This is a genomic window from Fimbriimonas sp. LA-C6 (assembly GCF_055398105.1).
This window is the reverse complement of record NZ_AP038796.1, coordinates 2690047-2708958: the sequence shown is the minus strand read 5'-3', so window position 1 is coordinate 2708958 and position 18912 is coordinate 2690047. Positions and strand designations below refer to the sequence as shown.

The window sequence follows — 18912 nt, the reverse complement described above, 5'->3', positions numbered from 1 at the left end:
CCTATCTCAACGCGCAAGCATATTGAAGCCTTCTCCCACTTTGAGCATCACTGCCAAAGCAAACGCCATGAAAGCGGAAGGCATCGATGTCGTCTCCTTTGCAGCAGGAGAACCCGATTTCAACACACCCGAGCCGATCTGCGCGGCTGCGATCGACGCACTGAACAAGGGATTTACGAAATACACCCCGAGTTCCGGAATACCGGATCTCAAAAAAGCCATTGCAGCCAAACTCGCCCGCGATAACAACGTCAACGTCACCCCCGAGCAAGTCGTCGTCAGCTGCGGTGCCAAGCACTCCATCTACAACGCCATGCAAGTCCTGCTCGATCCAGGCGACGAAGTCATCCTCCTCGCTCCCTACTGGATGACCTACGCAGAACAGGTCCGGCTTGCAGACGGCGTCCCCGTCGTCGTCAAGACCACCGCAGAGTCTGGCTTCGTACCCACCATCGACCAGCTCAAAGCAGCCATCTCGCCCAAAACAAAAGCGATCATGGTCAACAGCCCCAGTAACCCAACGGGAGCAGTCCTGCCACGCGAGACCATGAAAGAGATCGCAGCACTCGCGCTCCGACATGGCTTCTGGGTCATCGCAGACGAAATCTACGAGCAGCTCATCTACGGCGGCGAAAAGCACGTCAGCATCGCATCCTTGGGCAGCGACATCGCAGAGCAAACCCTCACCGTAGGCGGATGCTCCAAGAGCTACTCCATGACCGGCTGGCGAGTCGGCTTCCTAGCAGGCCCTCTCCCCGTGGCAAAGGCCCTCAGCAACTTCCAAGACCAAGTAACCAGCAACCCAACCTCCTTCGTCCAGAAGGGCGCGGTAGCTGCCTACAACCTTCCCGCCGAAGCCGTCGAGACCATGCGAGCCGAATTTGAAGCTCGCCGAGATCTCATCGTCGGCCTTCTCGAAGGAATACCAGGAATGAAAGTGCCTACGCCTAAAGGCGCATTTTATGCATTCCCAGACTGCAGCGCATTCATCGGTGGCAAAATAGCCAACGATCTGGAACTAGCCGCCTATTTACTCGAAGAAGCAAAAGTTGCTACAGTTCCAGGGTCCGTATTTGAAGGCGAAGGCCATATTCGCTTAAGCTATGCAGCAAGCCGCGCAGACATCGAGCGTGGCGTCGCGCGCATTGCCGAAGCGCTTGCTAAGTTATAGGAATGATCCCAAAGGCAATCCCACTAAAAAGCGAAGAGGTGTTCAAGCTGGCGATGAGGCACTCATCGGCAGCTTCGAACACAGTCACCGAAAGCTACGAGAGACTCGAGTTTTTCGGTGACTCCGTTTTGGGATTGATCATTGCGCAGTACCTCTACGAACATCACCCCGAATGGGACCAAGGCAAGCTCTCCAAAGCCAAGTCCAGCGTGGTCCAGGAAGCCCCCCTCGCCGAAGTCGCCCTCAAACTAGGACTCGATGAGTTCATACAGCTGAGCCCAAGCGAAGACGCCAGCGGCGGCCGCAAAAGACCCTCCATCCTAGCCGACGTGGTAGAAGCCGTCATTGGTGGCATCTACCTAGAATCAGGCCTCGAAACAGCCCGATGGTTCGTCCTAGAACAGCTTCACAAACCTCTCATGCGAATCAGCACAGGAGACGTGAACCCCGACGACTACAAGTCAAAACTGCAAGAAATGGCCCAGCAGCTTTGGCGAAAAACCCCTCAATACCGAGTCCTCAAAGAGACCGGCCTAGCTCACGACAAGCGGTTCGTAGTGCAAGTCGCATTCGATGACGAAGTCATCGGAGAAGGCACCGGCCGATCCAAAAAAGAAGCCGAGCAATCCGCCGCTTCGGATGCCATCAGCATCATCGAAAGAGCACGCCGCCCCCGCGAAGAAAGCCACGACCCATACATGTAACCACACATGTCAATGTGTCGAACTTTCTGGTATCCATAATCCGTCTACGCGGCGGCCAGTAGTGAACAAGCTACTGCATCTTCATGTCGCTCGGATATCTGGGTCCCAAGAGACACCGAAATCTATTACTATTTATTTATCTGCACACAATGAATACCGCTCATAACATCAGAAATCTTGGTCGCAAATTTTCGCTTGGAATTGGGGCACTCGGCGCTATCGCAGCAGTCGTCAGCTGCGCCGGATCAGGCTCTAGCAGCAGCACCCAGGGACTCACGAAAGCCGCCCTTGGACGTTCTCTCTTCTTCGATACGTCCCTCTCCTCTAGCGGCAAACAGTCCTGCGCAACCTGCCACGCCCAGTCTAACGCCTTTACCGATCCAAACCAGGTTCAGCCAACCTCAGAAGGAGCAGTCCACGGCCTCTTCGGCAACCGACAGGCGCCTACCGTAGCCTACATGGCTTTTGCACCAGCCTTCCATTTCGACGCCACAGAAGGAGATTACGTAGGAGGCCAATTCTGGGATGGCCGAGCCGCAGATCTTGCTGAGCAAGCAAAGAAGCCTCTCCTAAACCCCATCGAAATGAACAACGCTTCCCAAGCAGATGTGGTGAACAAAGTCAAAAACGGCTCCTTCGCCCCGCTCATGAAGCGAATCTACGGAAGCCAGATTTTCAACGACACCACAACCGCCTACAACGCCATCGCCGACGCGATCGCAGAATTCGAAAAGACCCCAGAAGTCTCCCCCTTCAGCTCCAAGTACGACGCCTACCTCAAAGGCAGAGCCGTACTCAGTGACGCAGAAGCACGCGGACTCGCCGTCTTCAACGGCAAAGCTGGCTGCAATGCATGCCACCCAAGTTCCCCCAGCGCAGACGGAACTCCACCACTGTTTACCGACTTCACCTACGACAACATAGGTCTACCCAAGAACACCGACAACCCGTTCTACAACCTCCCCGCCCAGTTCAACCCAGCAGGCGCAGGGTTCATCGACACAGGCCTAGAAGCAACCACCAACCGACCACAAGACGCCGGCCGATTCAAAGTCCCAACCCTCCGAAACATCGCCATCACCGGCCCCTACTTCCACAACGGCGTCTTCAAAACCTTGGAAGAAGTCGTAGCCTTCTATAACGCCAGAGACCTAGGAGGCTTCGCCCCACCCGAGATACCACAAACCATGAACACAGAAGAACTAGGCGACCTAAAACTAACCCCGCAAGAATCGTCCGACCTAGTAGCCTTCATGAAAACCCTAACAGACGGCTACAAAGGCCACTAACCCCCTCCGAGCCCTTTCCTTTCCTCCCGGAGAGGAAAGGGTTGGGATAGGAGAGTCCGGTTGCTTAACAAAGCCTCCCAAACTCCCTCTGCTTCGTCCCCGAGAGCAAACGGTTGAGATAGGAGAGTTCGGCTCCAACCTCCCTCTGCTTCGTCCCCGAGGAAGAGGGCCGGGGTGAGGGTGGACAACATCCCAAGCCAAGAAGACCAACTTCCAGTGAAGACCCAGCACGACAAGTAAATAAATAGTTATCTCCCCCTCAACGGCCTTCATAGGTTCAAATATACAAACTATCACGGTTTTGCAAGTGCTAAACTTCGTTCCATCTCACTGACGAGAGAGATAAGGAACCACCGGTGATTGCACTCTTACTTCTATCTATCAGTCGGCCTACAGACTCGGTTGACTCGCGAGTCGAAACGCTTCTCTCAAAAATGACCCTCGAAGAGAAAGTGTCACTATGCCACGGCGGATCAGCATTTGCCACCAAGGCCATCCCCCGACTAGGCATCCCAGCATGGGAATTTTCGGATGGTCCCCACGGTCTGCGACGAAGTCCAGATCCAACCACAGCTTTCCCCACAGGCGTATCATTCGCGTCCACCTGGAACCCCAACCTGATCTACAAAGTAGGCGAAGCTTTGGGCGAGGAATCTAAGGCACTAAACCTCTCGGTGCTCCTCGGACCAGCGGTCAACATCGTGCGGACACCCATCGGAGGCCGCTCCTTCGAGTATCTCAGCGAAGATCCCTACCTCGCCGGAAAGCTGGGCGTTCAGTGGATCAAAGGCATTCAAAGCAAAGGCGTAGGCGCCAGCTTAAAGCACTTCGCCTTTAATAGCATCGAAAACGACCGAATGGATGTCAGTGCAGAAGTCGACGAGCGAACAGCACGCGAGATCTATCTGCCCGCCTTCGAAATGGCCATCAAGGAAGCACAGCCTTGGACCGTCATGAACGCCTACAACAAATGGAACGGCATCTATTGCGGCTCCAACACCGAGCTTCTAGATAAGATCCTTCGCAAAGACTGGGGCTTCAAAGGCTATGTCATGTCGGACTGGGGCGCGATTCACGAAATGAAACGCACCGCTCTGGCAGGTATGGATCTCGAAATGCCCGGCTACGAAGGCAACTTCCTAGGAGACCCTCTCCTGGCTGCAGTCAAGAGCGGCGAAGTCCCCGTCTCCGCCGTAGAGTCCAAGGTCCGCAACATCCTGCGCACAATGCTCGCTTACAAGGCACCAACAGAAGCCGAGAAGAAGAAGATCAACACCAAAGAGCATCAAGCTTTAGCTCTAGAAACAGCCCGCGAGTCGATCGTTCTCTTGAAGAACAAAGGCAACCTACTCCCCCTCGACCGCACCAAACTCAAGTCGATCGCCGTAATCGGCCCCATGGCAAACGCAAAGAACTGCCAAGGCGGCGGAAGCTCTCAAGTAACACCTCCGTACGAAATCACTCCTCTGGAAGGTCTAAAAAAGAAGCTGGGCAACACGGTAAAGATCAACTACGAGCTAGGCTGCACACTCTCTACCGAAGAAGGCACCGTGATCCCTTCCACATATCTGAAGGCATCCGGCTCCGGCGAGCCAGGTCTGACAGCGGAGTACTTCTCCAACACGAAGTTGGAAGGCACTCCAGTAGTCACACAGGTCGATAAAACAGTCGATTTCGATTGGACGGGTGGCCCTGTCAACGGAATCGGTCACACCAACTTCTCCGTTCGTTGGACCGGCCAGCTCACCCCGCCAAAAACCGGCGTCTATCGACTCGGAACCACCAGCGACGACGGCTCGCGGCTCTACGTGGATGGCAAGCTCGTGGCCGATCAGTGGTTAGATCATGCAACAACCACCCAGATGAACGAGATCCGCCTCACCGCAGGCCAGCCCGTTTCCATCGTCGTGGAGTACTACCAGGGTGGCGGCGACGCGAACATGAAGCTGGTCTGGCAAGAGCCACGCACCCAGAGCATGCCCAAAGGGATGTTGGCCGCGATTGAGGCTGCTAGGAAGAGCGACGTGGCCATCGTCTACGTAGGCACCGGTCACGCGTATGACAGCGAAGGCGGAGACAAGCCAAACTTGTCCCTCCCCGGATTCCAAAACCTGCTGATCGAAGCAGTCCATTTGGCAAACCCAAAGACCATTGTCGTTCTGAGCACCGGCTCCGCCGTTGAGATGTTCCGGTGGGGCGCGGAGGTCCCAGCAATTGTCGAAGACTGGTACGGAGGACTAGAGATCGGAAACGCCTCAGCCGACGTCCTATTCGGCGATGTGAACCCAAGTGGCAAACTCCCACTCACCTTCCCCAATAGACTCGCGGACATCCCTGCTCACCAGAACGGCAACTATCCGCCCGTCGGTCACGTGTTGAAATACGACGAGGGAATCTTCGTAGGCTATCGCCACTTCGACACCCACAACGTAGCTCCCAACTTCCCATTTGGACACGGCCTCTCCTACACGAGCTTTGAGTACAAGAACATCAAGATCAGCCAGCGCGGTTCAAAGGTCGTCGTAACAGCCACAATCACGAACACTGGCCCCAAAGCCGGTGCAGAGGTAGTTCAGCTCTACGTGCACGACGAAAAGCCTGAGGTTGCTCGTCCAACACAGGAACTGAAAGGCTTCCAAAAAGTGAAGTTGGCCCCAGGAGCTAGCTCAACAGTAAAGTTTGAGCTAGACAGCCGGGCGTTTGCTTACTGGAGCACAGAGAAACACGACTGGGTTGCCCCCAAAGGCAACTTCGAGATTCGACTCGGTAGCTCCTCCAGGGATATCCGACTAAGCGAGAAGATTAACCGTTAAGACGCTCGAAGAGCTTGTCCAAAAGGGCAAGCTCTTCCTTGTTTAACTTCCCGAATAGGTGCTTCTTGACCGCTTGTGCATGCGCCGGCCGCGCATCTTGAATGAGATGCTTGCCAACAGCCGTACAAACAACCAGCACGCCACCCTCTTCAGCGCCCGTCTTTCGGGTCACAAGGTCTCGCTCCTCCATTCGGGTGAGGTGGTGCGACATGCGGCTTTTAGACCAATGCAAAGCGTTACACAGTGCCTGCTGACGCATCTGACCTTTCCCTTTATCCATCAGAGCAGCCAAAACGCTGAAATCGGGATCCGAAAGACCAGTCACGTCAAACACTTCTTGGGCTACCTTCGCTCGAACTTCCTCATTGAGGTTTTTCCAAGCTTCCCAACGCCGTTGTTCTATAGCAGATAATCCCTGTGCCACAGACTCATCTTAGCACTCTCCAGTTGACATATCATTGCTGTCGCTAGGTCTAAGCGCTAACGATAACAGGAGTCATATCATTCCAGTTGTCGCCAACCTTGGCATCCACTTCCACCGGGACTTTAAGAGGAAGTGCCTGCTCCATGGTGAGGCGGAGCTTTTCAATAAGAAACTCCTCGCCCTGCTTCAACTCAAAAACAAGCTCGTCGTGGACATTCAGTAGCATACGGGTCTGGCAGCCCTTCAGGATCGGCACCACATGCAACATCGCAAGCTTAAGCATGTCCGCTGCCGTTCCCTGAATCGGAGCATTCATAGCTTGCCGCTCCGCGTACTTGCGCTCCATCACCTTCGGCGCATGGATGTCCGGGAAGTACCGACGACGTCCGATGAGCGTAGCCGTAAACCCTTTGCTCCTAGCCTCCGAGATAATCTCATTGGTGAACTCTTTCACGGTCGGGAACCGCTCGTTGTAAAGCCGGATCAGCTCCTTCGCCTCGGAAATGCTAAACCCACCACCCAACTGCTGGGCAAGGCCGAACTCACTCACGCCATACAAGACCGCGTAGTTAAGCATTTTCGCCAGTCGGCGCTGCTCCTTGGTGGCCTGACCCTCCCCAAGCCCAAACATCTGTTGGGCCGTAACCGTGTGAACGTCCACACGCCGGTTAAACGCATCCACCAGCGCCGGTTCCTCACACATATGCGCCAGCACGCGCAGCTCAATCTGGCTATAGTCCAGCGACGCAAGCGCAAACCCTTCAGGAGCCGTGAACGCCTTGCGAATCCCTCGTCCAAGTTCAGTTCGGATAGGAATGTTCTGGAGGTTAGGGTCGTTAGAAGAAAGCCGTCCAGTGGCAGCCACGTACTGGTGGTAAGTCGTATGGATGCGCCCGTCTTCTCGGATCAGCTTTTCAAGTGAGTCAGCGTAAGTGCTCTTAAGTTTCGACAACTCGCGCCAACTCAGAACCTCAGCAGCGATCTCATACTGGGCAGCAAGCGGCTCCAGAACCTCGGCTCCAGTGGCATACCCAGTCTTCGTTTTAGTAGCCCCTGGAATCTGAAGCTTATCAAAAAGGATCTCCCCAAGCTGCTTAGGAGACCCAATGGTGAACTGCTGCCCAGCCAGCTCATAAATCTTTGCAGTGGTGGAGGCAATCGTCACCTCAAGCATCTTGCTAAACTCCCGCAGCTGGTTGCGGTCTGTGCAGATACCCGCCTCTTCCATGGCTGCCAGAACGGAGATGAGCGGAATCTCAACCTCCATCAGCACCTTCATCTGACTCTCTTTCTCAAGCCGATCCTTCAGTGGCTCAGCCAGCCGATAAAGAGCCGCCGCCATCTGTTCTGGCTGAGTCGGTGGTTGAACTTCCAAGTAAGCCTGAATGAGATCGCGAAGAGCATATTGAGACCGCTCGCTTCGCAGCACATAGGCAGCAAGCATCGTGTCAAACCCTGGGGGAGCAATGTCCGGGTTGGTCTTTATCAGTCGTCGGTACAACGGCTTGGCGTCATGCAAAATCGCGTTCTGCGGATACTTGGTAACCAGTTGAAGAGCATCACTCTCCGAACAATCGAACACCCGGTTGCCCAAGGCGACATAAGCACGCCGCGTGTCGTCGGCAAAGAGGTCGGTCCGAACACCCACAGTAGTCACAAAAACGGCGTAGGTCTGCGTACCCACCAGCGAGTCCAACTGAGCGAAGCTCTCCACCACGGAGGACTCCGCTTCGATCACCTCATCCTCTACAACCGGGATCTCTTCAGCATCGGCTCCCGCCTGATCAGCACCCTCTAAGTAGGCACCCAAAACCTGGGGCGCCCGCCGTGCCTGAGACTTGAATTCGAGACTCTCCAAAACGGCGATGGCAGCCTTCATCTGTTCATCCGTAAGGACAAACGGTTTGAAGTTGTAGTCAAGAGGCACGTCTCGAATAATCGTGGCCAGACGCTTGCACATAATCATCTGGTCCTGGTTGCCCTCGATCTTCTTCTGATACTTGGCCGGGACCTCGCTCCATCTTTCGAGCAGCTGCTCCACGGTCCCAAACTGCTGAATCAGTTCCGTGGCCCCCTTGTCTCCAATCCCAGGTACGCCAGGAATATTGTCGCTAGGGTCGCCCTTCAAAGCCTTAAAGTCGGGAACATGAACCGGCCCAAAACCATAGCGCTCAACGACGGCAGCAGGGTCGTAAGTGACGGTCTCAGAGACACCCTTGCTCAAAGTCAGAACGGACACGCACTCATCAACCAACTGGAGCGAGTCAAGGTCACCCGTGACGATGGTGGTGTAATAACCGTTCTCCTCACCCAGCCTGGAGATCGTTCCAACCACGTCGTCAGCCTCAAAACCAACCACTTCAACCGAAGGAATGCCCAGGGTCTCAATAAGGTGGCGCGACTCTTTCAGCTGAACCTTAAGCTCATCCTGCGTCTCCTTGCGGGTTCCCTTATAGGCCTCGTACTCAGCGTGGCGGAAGGTTTTGCCGGGAGCATCAAGAGCAACAACAATCGCGTGAGGCTTCACTTTTTCGAGGATGCTAAAGAGCATGGACGTAAAGCCAAACAGGGCGTTAGTAGGCCTTCCGTCGCTGGTGCTGAGATATCGCGTGGCAAAAAATGCTCGGTAAAGCAGGGAGTAGCCATCAATCACGACCAGCCTCTTCGGGTTCATATCGGAAGGCTACCCAGCTTTAAGACCCGTTTTTCAGTGAGAGGTCGATCATTTCGCCCTCTTGAACCCGTTAATAAAGATGTATTTGCTTTGCTTTCATGAACGTGCTGTGGTGATCTTTTGTTCAGCAAAGTACAGCGTTTCAGCGCATCAAGAAAAATCGTTCTCGCAGTTCTCGCCCTAGCAGGTGGCCTTTGGCTCCAGCCGTATAGACCTCTCGTCTTCGTGGGCGCTTCCATGAATCCGACATATGAGAACTTCTCCGTGACCCTCACGGAGCCCGTAAACCGACCATTGCAACGTGGCGACGTGGTGGTAGTGAACCTTCCAGGACGCGGAAGGATCGTAAAGCGGGTCGCTTTCGTCGCAGGCGATGTCATTCGGCAGTACCGTACTGTCGCGGGTTGGGCAAACCTCATCGGGGTTCGCGAAGCTCGTCACATCAAGCCCGACCGTATCCGTTCCAGAGCAGTTGCGGATGGAGAGATTTTCATATTAGGGGACAACCGTGACGAATCGGAGGACTCAAGGATCTTCGGTGCCGTCTCGATGGATCGGGTCGAGAGAGTGGTAATTGCTCCAAGACCAGCGCCTCCCAGCGATTGGAAAGAAAACCGTATGGCAATGCGGTAGCCCTGGTTTTCTTAACAATTGAGGATGTACCGAAGCCTGAGCTTTCAAGAAAGCTCAGGCTTTTTTACGCGCTATTGTTAAGAGAAATTGTTAAGAAGCATCGCCGTTGTTAGTTCAAATTGCCGCGAACTAGTGCTTCATCTCTATTTTTTGCCTAAATGGTGATCGTTTTGCCATTGTCAAACGTTAAGAGACTATTAAGTCTTGACAATTAAGCCCATAGACTTTTTAGGAGTGAATCATGGCAGGGAAGGAATTACTGAAGTTGGCGTTTGGCAAACCGTTCACCATCGCACTGTTGGCCGCGAGTGTTGCATATGTGCAACCTTATCGCCCACTCGTGTTTGTGGGGCATTCGATGGAACCGACTTATTCGGCCTACTCCCTGGCGATGACGGTTCCGGTGGCAGGGCCTCTACACCGCGGTGATGTCGTAGTTGTGGAGAATCCAGAGTTGGGCACGGTGGTCAAGCGTGTTGCGTACGTTGCAGGCGACCGAATTCCTCAGCTAAACATCCACGGCGAGTGGGTGGATCTGTACGACATCAAACTGCGCACAGTCGTTTCAAAAACAGAGTTCAGGGAATATATCATCCCCGACAACTACGTCTACCTCCTTGGCGATAACCGACGCGGGTCGCTGGATTCCCGAATCTACGGGTGTGTTTCCACTGATGACGTGAAGCGCGTCGTAGTCCATGCCAAGCCATACGTTGAGCCCCCAGTCAGCGAGCCAGTGGCGGTCAAACTGGTGGCATCCAGATTCCATAAGTAAGTCAAAAACTCCCGAGGGACGCCTTGGGAGTGGGCACTTTTGGAGGAAACACCCCGCTTTTTATCCAGGAGCGAACTAATTTGGGCGTATTCCGGTCATCCTAGTAGTGCACTGTCTCAAATATCGGTCTCGCTTGGGATAGAACAACCTCAATAAACTGGTAATCCATATTGGGAATGCTTTGGTAAAATGCAATTCTGCGCAGGTTACCGTGTGCAGATTCATAGCCGGCACCAGGGGAGTGGCTAGGGGAAATATAGAATGGTCTATCGTCCACTTCGGTACGAACAGATGATGCGGGCTGCAGAAGCCTACGATGTACGCGCTCGACGTATGTTCGGGGGCATGGGCATCTACACTGGCGAAAAAATGTTCGCCTTCCTTGTTGGCGACGAAATTGGTCTAAAACTGTGCCCAGAAGACTTGAGCGCAGCCATGGAACTGCCAGGTTCTGGCCCCATGCGACCAGACAAAGACGCGGAGCCAATGCGCGAGTATGTAAAAATGCCTCGCGAAGTGCTGGACAACTTGGAGCAGTTCCTGTTCTGGGTCGAGAAGAGCGCCAACTACGCCCGCCGCAAGTTATCCAACGCTTCGTAAGTTGGGTCTAGTTTTCCATCAGCGCGTTAAACTCTTCGCGCATCTTTGCCATGAGTTCTTTCTTGGCATCATCGGCCAGCAGGCTCGCTCTCACGGCGTTCTGGGAGAGTGACCACAGAATGTCTTCGTTAAACCCAAACGCCTCTGCACAGCGGAAATACTCCTCAGAAAGCGTGGTGTTGAACATGGGTGGGTCGTCCGAGTTGATCGTCACATACAGCCCCTCATCCAGAAGCTGAGGCAGCGAATGAGACTCGATCGACTTGAACACGCCTAAACAGATATTCGAACTCGGGCACACCTCAAGCGGAATCTGCAAGTCTCGCAGTTGCTTCACGAGCTTCAGGTCTTCCACACAGCGGACGCCATGTCCGATTCTCTTAGGATTACAGAACTCAAGGACCTCCTTGATGCTCTCTGGACCAACGGTTTCGCCGGAGTGAGGAATCACGGTCACACCTCTCGCTTTTGCTTCAGCAAACACTTCAGCGTACTGAGCCGTGCCCCGAACCTCCTCGCCCGCAAGTCCCAACGCAACCACGCCCTCTGCATTCGTACACCAATCCAATACCTGCATCGCGCGCTCGACAGTATCGCCTCTCACGATATCCAAAATGACCCCCATCGACACGCCTAGCTCCTCCTGCCCGTACTTGATGGCTCTTAACAAAGCTTGGTGCTGGTCCGGCCAAGAGATGCCGTTGAATTTGTCGATGGTGCACGCGGTGTAAGTGACCTCGCTGTGGTAGATATTCTGCTCGGCTTGTCCCTCCAGGAACTCCCGGGCGATCAGTTCAACATCCTCCGCGGTCTTAATGCACTTCGAAATCGCCACGTAAATCTGGACGAAGTGCGGAAAATCGCGGAACGTGTACCACTCCTGGAGCCCCTCAAGCGAGTCTGCGGGCAGGGTGATGCCGTGGCGCTTCGCCAGCTTCAGAACCGTCTCAGGCCGGACAGAACCTTCCAAATGGACGTGGAGCTCCACTTTGGGCAGCTGACGGCAAAACTCGCGGGTTACCATGTTCAGAGAGTTTACGCCCTTTGTCTCGGGCTAAGGATGTTAAGGCCAGGTTGTGAGCAACATAATTGCAGCTGGCGCTCGGGTACGTTTACATGGTTAATCATGCACACCCGACGCGATTTCCTGCGCAATGCAGCCGTTCTCACAGGCTCCGCCTTCGTTTGGGGTTCTGTTCCTGAAGCCATTGCACGAGCCATGAGCATCGACCCGGAGAAAGGCTCAACGTTCCTAGACGCCGAGCACATCGTCATTCTCATGCAAGAGAACCGATCCTTTGACCACTGCTTTGGCGCTCTCCAAGGAGTCCGCGGTTACGGTGACCCACGTGCACACATCCAGCCAAACGGCAATCCCGTATGGTTCCAAAAAGATCCGCAGGGCCGCACCTACGCTCCCTTTCGGTTAGACATCAAGCGCACAAACGCAACCTGGATCGGAGGTCTGCCTCACTCCTGGCCAGACCAAGTAGACGCACGTAACGGTGGCAAGTACGACCGCTGGCTCTACGCCAAGCCCCGCACCGATCTGCCCTTCACACTAGGTCACTACACGCGAGAGGACATCCCCTTCTACTACGCCCTCGCAGATGCCTTCACCGTGTGCGACCAAGCATTCTGCTCCTCCCTAACAGGAACCACTCCCAACCGACTCTTCCTGTGGACTGGAACCATACGGGAGAACGCTCACGCCCCTGCACGAGTTCAAAACGGCGACACAGACTACGACGCCGAAGCAGCATGGACAACCTATCCAGAACGGCTGGAGAAAGCAGGCGTAACCTGGCGCGTCTATCAAAATGAAATCAGCATCGACTCCGGCTTCGTCGGCGAAGAAGATGCATGGCTTTCCAACTTCACCGACAACCCCCTAGAGTGGTTCACGCAGTACAAGGTTCGCTTCGCCAAGGGCCGACGAGCGTTCATCGCAAAGCAGCTGAAGGATCTACCATCCGAAATCGCCGCAAAGGAAACTGCAATCAAGTCGGCCACAGGCGAAGACCTCCAGAAGCTCACCAAAGAGCTTGAAGGACTAAAACAGACCCTCGCCTCGGTGCAAAAGGAAAGCGCGCAGTACACCGAAGAAGCATGGAAATCAGAGTCTGCCTTCACCCGTGCACTTCATGAGAAGGCTTTCACCACCAACGAGAACGACTCCAACTACCGAAAGCTCACCAAGTTGAGCTATCAAGACGGAGACCACGAGCGCTCCTTGCAGGTTCCTCTAGGCGATACCTTGCACCAGTTCCGACAGGACGTCAAGGGCGGCAAGCTCCCTTCAGTCTCTTGGATCGTTGCCCCCGAGCACTTTTCCGACCACCCAACTTCGGCCTGGTACGGTGCTTGGTATGTGTCCGAAGTGATGAACATCCTCACCGAGAACCCCGAGGTTTGGAAGAAGACCATCTTCATCCTCTGCTACGACGAGAACGACGGCTACTTCGACCACGTCCCTCCGTTCGTAGCGCCATTCCCCGGACGACCCGAGACGGGCAAGGTCTCTCAAGGCATTGACACCACAGCCGACGTCTCGAACAACCACAACCGAGAAAGCTCTATCGGTCTCGGGTTCCGAGTCCCCCTCGTAATCGCATCTCCGTGGAGCCGCGGTGGAGCAGTCAACTCCGAGGTCTTCGACCACACCTCCGTGATCCAGCTAATGGAGACCTGGTTGAGCCACAAGGGCAAGCAGGTAGTTGAGACAAACATCAGCGATTGGCGACGCACCGTCTGTGGCGACCTCAGCACCACTTTCCGCCCCTACAACGGCGAGACTCTGGCTCTACCCAAGATGCTAGACCGCGACGCGACGGTACAGTCGATCCACGAGGCAAAATTCCAGAAAGCTCCAAAGCGTGGAGAGGCCCTAACGCCTGAGCAGATTGCTTCCTTCAACATGGGAGCAGCCCAAGAGAGTGGTACCAGACCATCCTGTCCGCTGCCCTACGAGCAGGTAGTTAACGCCAAGCTAATCGGCAATCAACTGCACGTAACCCTTGAAGCAAGCAACAAGCGCTTTGGCAAAAAGGCCCTAGGCTCACCATTCAACGCGTACTCCTATGGTGCCGAGATGATCTGTCGATCCTACGCAGTGAAAGCAGGCGACTCGATTTCAGACGATTGGACAGTAGGGGAGCAGTACCACGTACGCGTAGATGGCCCCAACGGCTTCATGAGACAGTTCAAAGGCACGCCCACCGCCCCAGCTCTCGAAGTAACCGTCCACGACGGCAAGAGCGGCATGGAGGTCCTGTTGGTAAACCACTCCACAAGCGACCTCAAGGTCACCGTCCGAGATGAGTCCTACGGCGCAGGCGAAACATCGATCACGGTCAAGGCAAGCGGAAAAGCGAGCCACCATGTAGACACCAAACCCGGACAAGGTTGGTACGACTTCACCGTGCAGGTCGGTGATCTGCACTACCGATACGCAGGTCGACTAGAGACCGGCAAGTGGGGAGTCACAGACCCCGCCATCGGCAAACACTAGTTAAATCGCCAAACGATCGGGTCGAAATGTTAACAATTCTCGACCCGATTTGACTCCTACGTGTTATTGCGAGGGTGGAAAGTGCATTTGTAACCCGAAGAAAAGGGTTACACTCAAAGAAATTGGGCACGGAAGCCATGAAACGACGCACTAAGATTGTTTGCACCCTAGGACCTGCTGTTGATAGTCAGGTCAAGATGAAAGCTCTGATCGACGCGGGAATGAACGTAGCCCGCCTCAACTGTAGCCACGGCGATTGGGAGACGAAAAAGCGTTGGATCGACTGGATCCGCGAACTCAGCCCAGAAATCGCCCCCATTGCGGTCCTTGCAGACTTACAAGGCCCCAAGTTCCGAGTAGGCGACCTAACCAAGCCAATCACCCTCATGCCCGGGCAACCCGTCACCCTCGGCGAGGGCGACGTAGACATCCCCATCAACCAGGTAGAGATCCTCAAGGCCATCACGCCAAACACCCGAATCCTGCTAGGTGACGGTGAGATCGAGCTGATGGTGGAATCCGGCCACGGCCTCAAGTTCGAAGCAACCACCATCAACGGCGGAGTCCTCAAGAGCCGAAAGGGCGTCACGTTGGTCAATAAAGTTTTCGACACACCCGCCCTGAGTGCGAAAGATATCGAGGACGTCACCACAGCAGCCCGCTACGGTGTCGACTTCGTGGCTCTAAGCTACGTGAAGAACGCCGCCGATGTGCGCGAACTCCGACGAGTCCTCGACCGCCTCGATCCGGGCATCCAAATCTGCTCCAAGATCGAGACGCGAGAAGCGATTGTCGATCTTGAGAACATCATGAAGGTGTCCGACATCATCATGATCGCCCGAGGCGACATGGGCCTGCAGATGGACATCGAAGAAGTCCCACTCATGCAAAAGCACATCATCGAGGAATGCAACTGGGCAGGTCGCCCCGTAATCACAGCCACCCAGATGTTGGAAAGCATGATGACCAACCCACGCCCAACGCGTGCAGAAGCCACAGACGTCGCAAACGCAGTCCTCGACGGCACCGATGCCCTCATGCTAAGCGGCGAAACAGCCGCCGGCGAGTTCCCCATTGAGTGCGTAAAGACCATGGCCCGCATCGCCGAGGCCGCCGAGCAGAAATTCGATCGCACGCGCATCGAAGACCGATTCCAAATTCGTAGCCAAGACGGCATAGGCCACACCGACGCAATCGCGCACAGCGTGTGCGACCTCTCGCGTCTGCTGCGACCAGCCGCCATTCTCACAACCACCACAAGCGGTCAAACCGCACGTCTCGTCAGCAAATTCCGACCCAACACACAAATCCTCTGCGCAACCTGGGAGCAAGCAACCCAACGCCAGATGGCCGTCGTCTGGGGCGTAGAAGCTACGATGATCGACCTACCAATGAACACAGACGACATCATCGCCAACGCGATCGATGCCTTCCTCCGGTTCAAGCGCCTGAACTGCGGCGATCTCGTCACAGTAACGGCAGGAATTCCAGCAGGAAAAGTCGGAAATACGAACCTCATCATCACGCAGGTGGTCAATTAAAGAGTGAAACTAGGGCGATGGTTTAAGGTGTTCTGGGTAGTGGCAGCAGTGACCACTGGGATCCTCTTTAGCCTACGCCCTTGGCAGGTCGCGCACGAACAAAAGAAGGTAACCGACCAGCTCACGGCAGAAATGCACGCCAGCGAAAAACGGCATGCAGAAGACCGCCAAAAAGAAGCGCGCTACGACACAAGCACCGGCAGAGAAGAGCTAGCCCGAAGCATGGGCTACCACAAACGCGACGAAAAACCCGTAGCGCCATGATCCTCCTGCTCGCCCTAGCAACACTGTTCACCAAAGGCGACACCTGGTCCTACGACCTTACAGTCCACTACAAAAGCGAAGAGCTAGACGTGGATCTGGTCGACAAAGAATCCGTCAAATTCTCCGTAACAAGCGCCACCAAAAGCCGCACAGATGTAGAAGTTGAGCGCGTCCTTCTCTACTCACTAGAAGGCGAGGACCGCGTCCCTCCCGCAAAAGGCACCAAGCCCGATCTCAACCGCTTCTCTTTCGACAACGCGTACAACCTGCTCGAATACCAACCCACCAACGAGCCAGACATCGATCGAGTTCTGAGGCTCCTTTCAATCGCTCCAGCATCCGAGAAAAGAACGATTCCCAAAGCCGAAACACTCCTCAAGTTTCGAGTCACCGCCACAAACCCCCTCAAGACAGACAGCGAATTCCAACTAAAAGAATCCAAAGGCGTCGAGGCCCACGGAAAGCTCAGCTGGATGCCCAAACTCGGCCTGGTGCAAACCCTCCACTTCGAAATGGACACCGTTTTCCTACCAGGCACCACGAACCGCGCCCGGCTAACGGTGGACGCAATCCTAAAGGATCACAAGATCCAAGGCCTACGATAGTAGGAATTCAGTACCCGTTTGCAAGCATAATCGGCAGATGATCGCGCAGGCTCACTCGGCAACCCTTATCGGAATAGAGGCATTGCCGATTGTTGTAGAAGCCGATCTTGGACCCAAAGTTTCCGACGCCGTAGAGCGAAACTTCGTACTAGTAGGCCTTCCAGACAAAGCAGTCCAAGAAAGCAAAGAGCGCGTCCGCACCGCAATCCGAAACAGCGGCCTAGATTTCCCCGACCGCCGCATCATGTGCAACCTAGCACCCGGAGACATCCGCAAAGAAGGCCCCTGGCTAGACCTCCCCATGGCGATCTCCCTGTGCGCCGTATCTGGCCAGATCGCCCTAGAAGAGCTGCGCGACACCATGATCCTCGGCGAGCTAGGTCTAGACGGCCAACTCCGCCCCATCGACGGAGCCGTCAGCGTTGCGCTCATGGCAGTTCAACACGGCTTCAAAAGGCTCATCGTTCCCAAACAGAACGCCATGGAAGCCGCCGTCGCTACCCAGATCGACGTGTACGGCGTAGAGTCTCTCCTAGAAGCGGTCGAGCTCCTAAACGGCTCCATGCTGATCACCCCTCAGCGATTTGAAGACACCCCAAACGCCCGAAGCGCCTCCTACGACATCGACTTTAGCGACGTCAAAGGCCAGCGAAACGCCATCCGAGCGCTAGAGATCGCCGCAGCAGGCGGCCACAACGTGCTCATGACAGGCCCACCCGGCTCAGGCAAGACGATGCTGGCTCGCCGCCTGCCCACCATCCTGCCGCCCCTAAGCCTAGAGGAGAGCATCGAGGTCACCCGCATCCATTCAGCCAATGGCGAAAAGGTCTCGCGCGGATTAGTCTGGGAGCGCCCCTTCCGATCCCCGCACCACTCAGCCTCACACGCCGCAATCGTAGGCGGTGGCAAAAATCCAAAGCCAGGCGAGATCTCCATGGGCCACCACGGAGTCCTGTTCATGGACGAGATGCCCGAGTTCGACCGCTCCGTGCTAGAGGCCTTGCGCCAGCCCTTGGAAGACGGAGTGGTGACCGTAGCACGAGTGCAAAACACCATCACGTTCCCAGCAAGCTGCATCCTAGTAGGCGCCATGAACCCCTGCCCCTGCGGCTTCCGTGGCTATCCTGAGCAGAAATGCGTCAGCAACCCAGGAAGCTGCATCAAGTACGCCGGCAGAATCAGCGGCCCCCTCATGGACCGCATCGATATCCACATAGAAGTCCCCCGCCTCAAAGCCGAGGAGCTCCTAAACACCACCCCAGCCGAACCCTCCTCCGCAATCCGAGAGCGAGTCCTCAAGGCCCGCGAAATGCAATGGTCGCGCCTAGGCCCAAACCGAATCAACGCCAAAATGTCCCCCCGCGAGCTGCGAGAAAGCATCCACCTAGACAAAGAAAGCGAAGACTTCATGCGCATAGTCATGTCCAAATTCGGCCTCTCCGCCCGAGTCTTCGACCGAATCCAAAAAGTAGCCCGAACCATAGCCGACCTACAAGGCTCAAACCTCCTAAGAAAACCCCACCTAGCCGAAGCAGTTCAATTCAGAGAACGAACAGAGATCTGAGAAACGATCAACAGCTCCCCCAGCCCCGCCGACAGCCCACCCCGACTCCCCGACCCCGATAGGCGGTCGCAAAATGCCCTTGTATTAAAGAGACCACCACTCCGAGAGGTCTGAAAGACCGACATAACCTAGCCCAGCGGCGCAAGCCCTGGGAAAGACCCACCAACAGAAAGAGGGCTGAAAGCCCGGCATACAAACAGACCCAAACAGTCCCTTCCATCAAACTCCCACTACCCTCCGGAGCATCCCGAATGGGATGCCAGAAAGTAGCGGCGGGTCCCAAGACCCGCCGACAGCTCACCCGCTACTCCCCGACCCCGATAGGCGGTCGCAGAATGCCCTTG

At 55.3% G+C, this 18912-nt stretch carries 15 protein-coding genes; 12 read left to right on the top strand and 3 right to left on the bottom strand.

Annotated features, from left to right (window positions below; all coding sequences use genetic code 11):
* The first annotated feature begins 22 nt into the window (after window positions 1–22).
* The 4 genes from ACZ51B_RS12580 to ACZ51B_RS12565 all read left to right on the top strand — a co-directional run bounded on the left by ACZ51B_RS12580 (window position 23) and on the right by ACZ51B_RS12565 (window position 5977).
* Complete coding sequence (locus ACZ51B_RS12580; RefSeq protein WP_464293680.1) at window positions 23–1171, top strand: pyridoxal phosphate-dependent aminotransferase; 1149 nt, start codon at window positions 23–25, stop codon at window positions 1169–1171.
* A 2-nt stretch (window positions 1172–1173) separates the two neighbouring features.
* Window positions 1174–1875: a ribonuclease III gene (rnc, locus tag ACZ51B_RS12575; RefSeq protein ID WP_464293679.1), complete on the top strand. Its 702-nt coding sequence runs from the start codon at window positions 1174–1176 to the stop codon at window positions 1873–1875.
* A 149-nt stretch (window positions 1876–2024) separates the two neighbouring features.
* Entirely contained in the window at window positions 2025–3164 is a 1140-nt protein-coding gene (locus tag ACZ51B_RS12570) for a cytochrome-c peroxidase (RefSeq protein WP_464293678.1), read from the top strand.
* Window positions 3165–3520: 356 nt separating this feature from the next.
* Window positions 3521–5977: a glycoside hydrolase family 3 C-terminal domain-containing protein gene (locus ACZ51B_RS12565; RefSeq protein WP_464293677.1), complete on the top strand. Its 2457-nt coding sequence runs from the start codon at window positions 3521–3523 to the stop codon at window positions 5975–5977.
* On the opposite strand, the gene ACZ51B_RS12560 is transcribed toward ACZ51B_RS12565, so the two are convergent.
* Together ACZ51B_RS12560 and polA are read right to left on the bottom strand one after the other, a co-directional pair.
* Window positions 5967–6401, bottom strand: a complete 435-nt coding sequence (locus tag ACZ51B_RS12560) for a MarR family winged helix-turn-helix transcriptional regulator (RefSeq protein WP_464293676.1) — start codon at window positions 6399–6401, stop codon at window positions 5967–5969. The two genes, ACZ51B_RS12565 and ACZ51B_RS12560, sit on opposite strands and share 11 nt — an antisense overlap.
* A gap of 49 nt (window positions 6402–6450) precedes the next feature.
* Window positions 6451–9075: a DNA polymerase I gene (polA, locus tag ACZ51B_RS12555; RefSeq protein ID WP_464293675.1), complete on the bottom strand. Its 2625-nt coding sequence runs from the start codon at window positions 9073–9075 to the stop codon at window positions 6451–6453.
* Window positions 9076–9195: 120 nt separating this feature from the next.
* Here polA and lepB (ACZ51B_RS12550) point away from each other — a divergent pair, with 120 nt between their 5' ends.
* The 3 genes from lepB (ACZ51B_RS12550) (at window position 9196) to ACZ51B_RS12540 (ending at window position 11083) form a co-directional block, all read left to right on the top strand.
* Window positions 9196–9708, top strand: a complete 513-nt coding sequence (gene lepB, locus ACZ51B_RS12550; protein WP_464293674.1) for a signal peptidase I — start codon at window positions 9196–9198, stop codon at window positions 9706–9708.
* Window positions 9709–9949: 241 nt separating this feature from the next.
* Complete coding sequence (lepB, locus tag ACZ51B_RS12545) at window positions 9950–10483, top strand: signal peptidase I (protein WP_464293673.1); 534 nt, start codon at window positions 9950–9952, stop codon at window positions 10481–10483.
* Between the two features lie 261 nt (window positions 10484–10744).
* The gene (locus ACZ51B_RS12540) at window positions 10745–11083 is read left to right on the top strand and encodes a TfoX/Sxy family protein (protein ID WP_464293672.1); all 339 of its coding nucleotides are present in this window, start codon (window positions 10745–10747) and stop codon (window positions 11081–11083) included.
* Between the two features lie 7 nt (window positions 11084–11090).
* On the opposite strand, the gene add is transcribed toward ACZ51B_RS12540, so the two are convergent.
* Complete coding sequence (gene add / locus ACZ51B_RS12535) at window positions 11091–12107, bottom strand: adenosine deaminase (RefSeq protein WP_464293671.1); 1017 nt, start codon at window positions 12105–12107, stop codon at window positions 11091–11093.
* Window positions 12108–12209: 102 nt separating this feature from the next.
* On the opposite strand from add, the gene ACZ51B_RS12530 reads away from it, so the two are divergent.
* From ACZ51B_RS12530 to ACZ51B_RS12510, 5 genes are all read left to right on the top strand, one after another.
* Window positions 12210–14594 carry a phosphocholine-specific phospholipase C gene (locus tag ACZ51B_RS12530; RefSeq protein ID WP_464293670.1) on the top strand — a complete coding sequence of 795 codons (2385 nt, stop codon included), beginning with the start codon at window positions 12210–12212 and terminating at the stop codon, window positions 14592–14594.
* 137 nt (window positions 14595–14731) lie between these two features.
* Window positions 14732–16135, top strand: coding sequence for a pyruvate kinase (pyk, locus tag ACZ51B_RS12525; RefSeq protein ID WP_464293669.1), 1404 nt, complete (start codon window positions 14732–14734; stop codon window positions 16133–16135).
* Window positions 16136–16138: 3 nt separating this feature from the next.
* On the top strand, window positions 16139–16399 hold the full coding sequence (locus tag ACZ51B_RS12520) for a hypothetical protein (RefSeq protein WP_464293668.1): 261 nt from the start codon (window positions 16139–16141) through the stop codon (window positions 16397–16399).
* Window positions 16396–17004 (top strand): hypothetical protein, encoded by a 609-nt coding sequence (locus tag ACZ51B_RS12515; RefSeq protein ID WP_464293667.1) that lies wholly within the window; start codon window positions 16396–16398, stop codon window positions 17002–17004. The genes ACZ51B_RS12520 and ACZ51B_RS12515 overlap by 4 nt, the downstream gene beginning before the upstream one ends.
* Window positions 17005–17041: 37 nt before the next feature.
* Window positions 17042–18568 carry a YifB family Mg chelatase-like AAA ATPase gene (locus ACZ51B_RS12510; protein WP_464293666.1) on the top strand — a complete coding sequence of 509 codons (1527 nt, stop codon included), beginning with the start codon at window positions 17042–17044 and terminating at the stop codon, window positions 18566–18568.
* The last annotated feature ends 344 nt before the right edge of the window (window positions 18569–18912 follow it).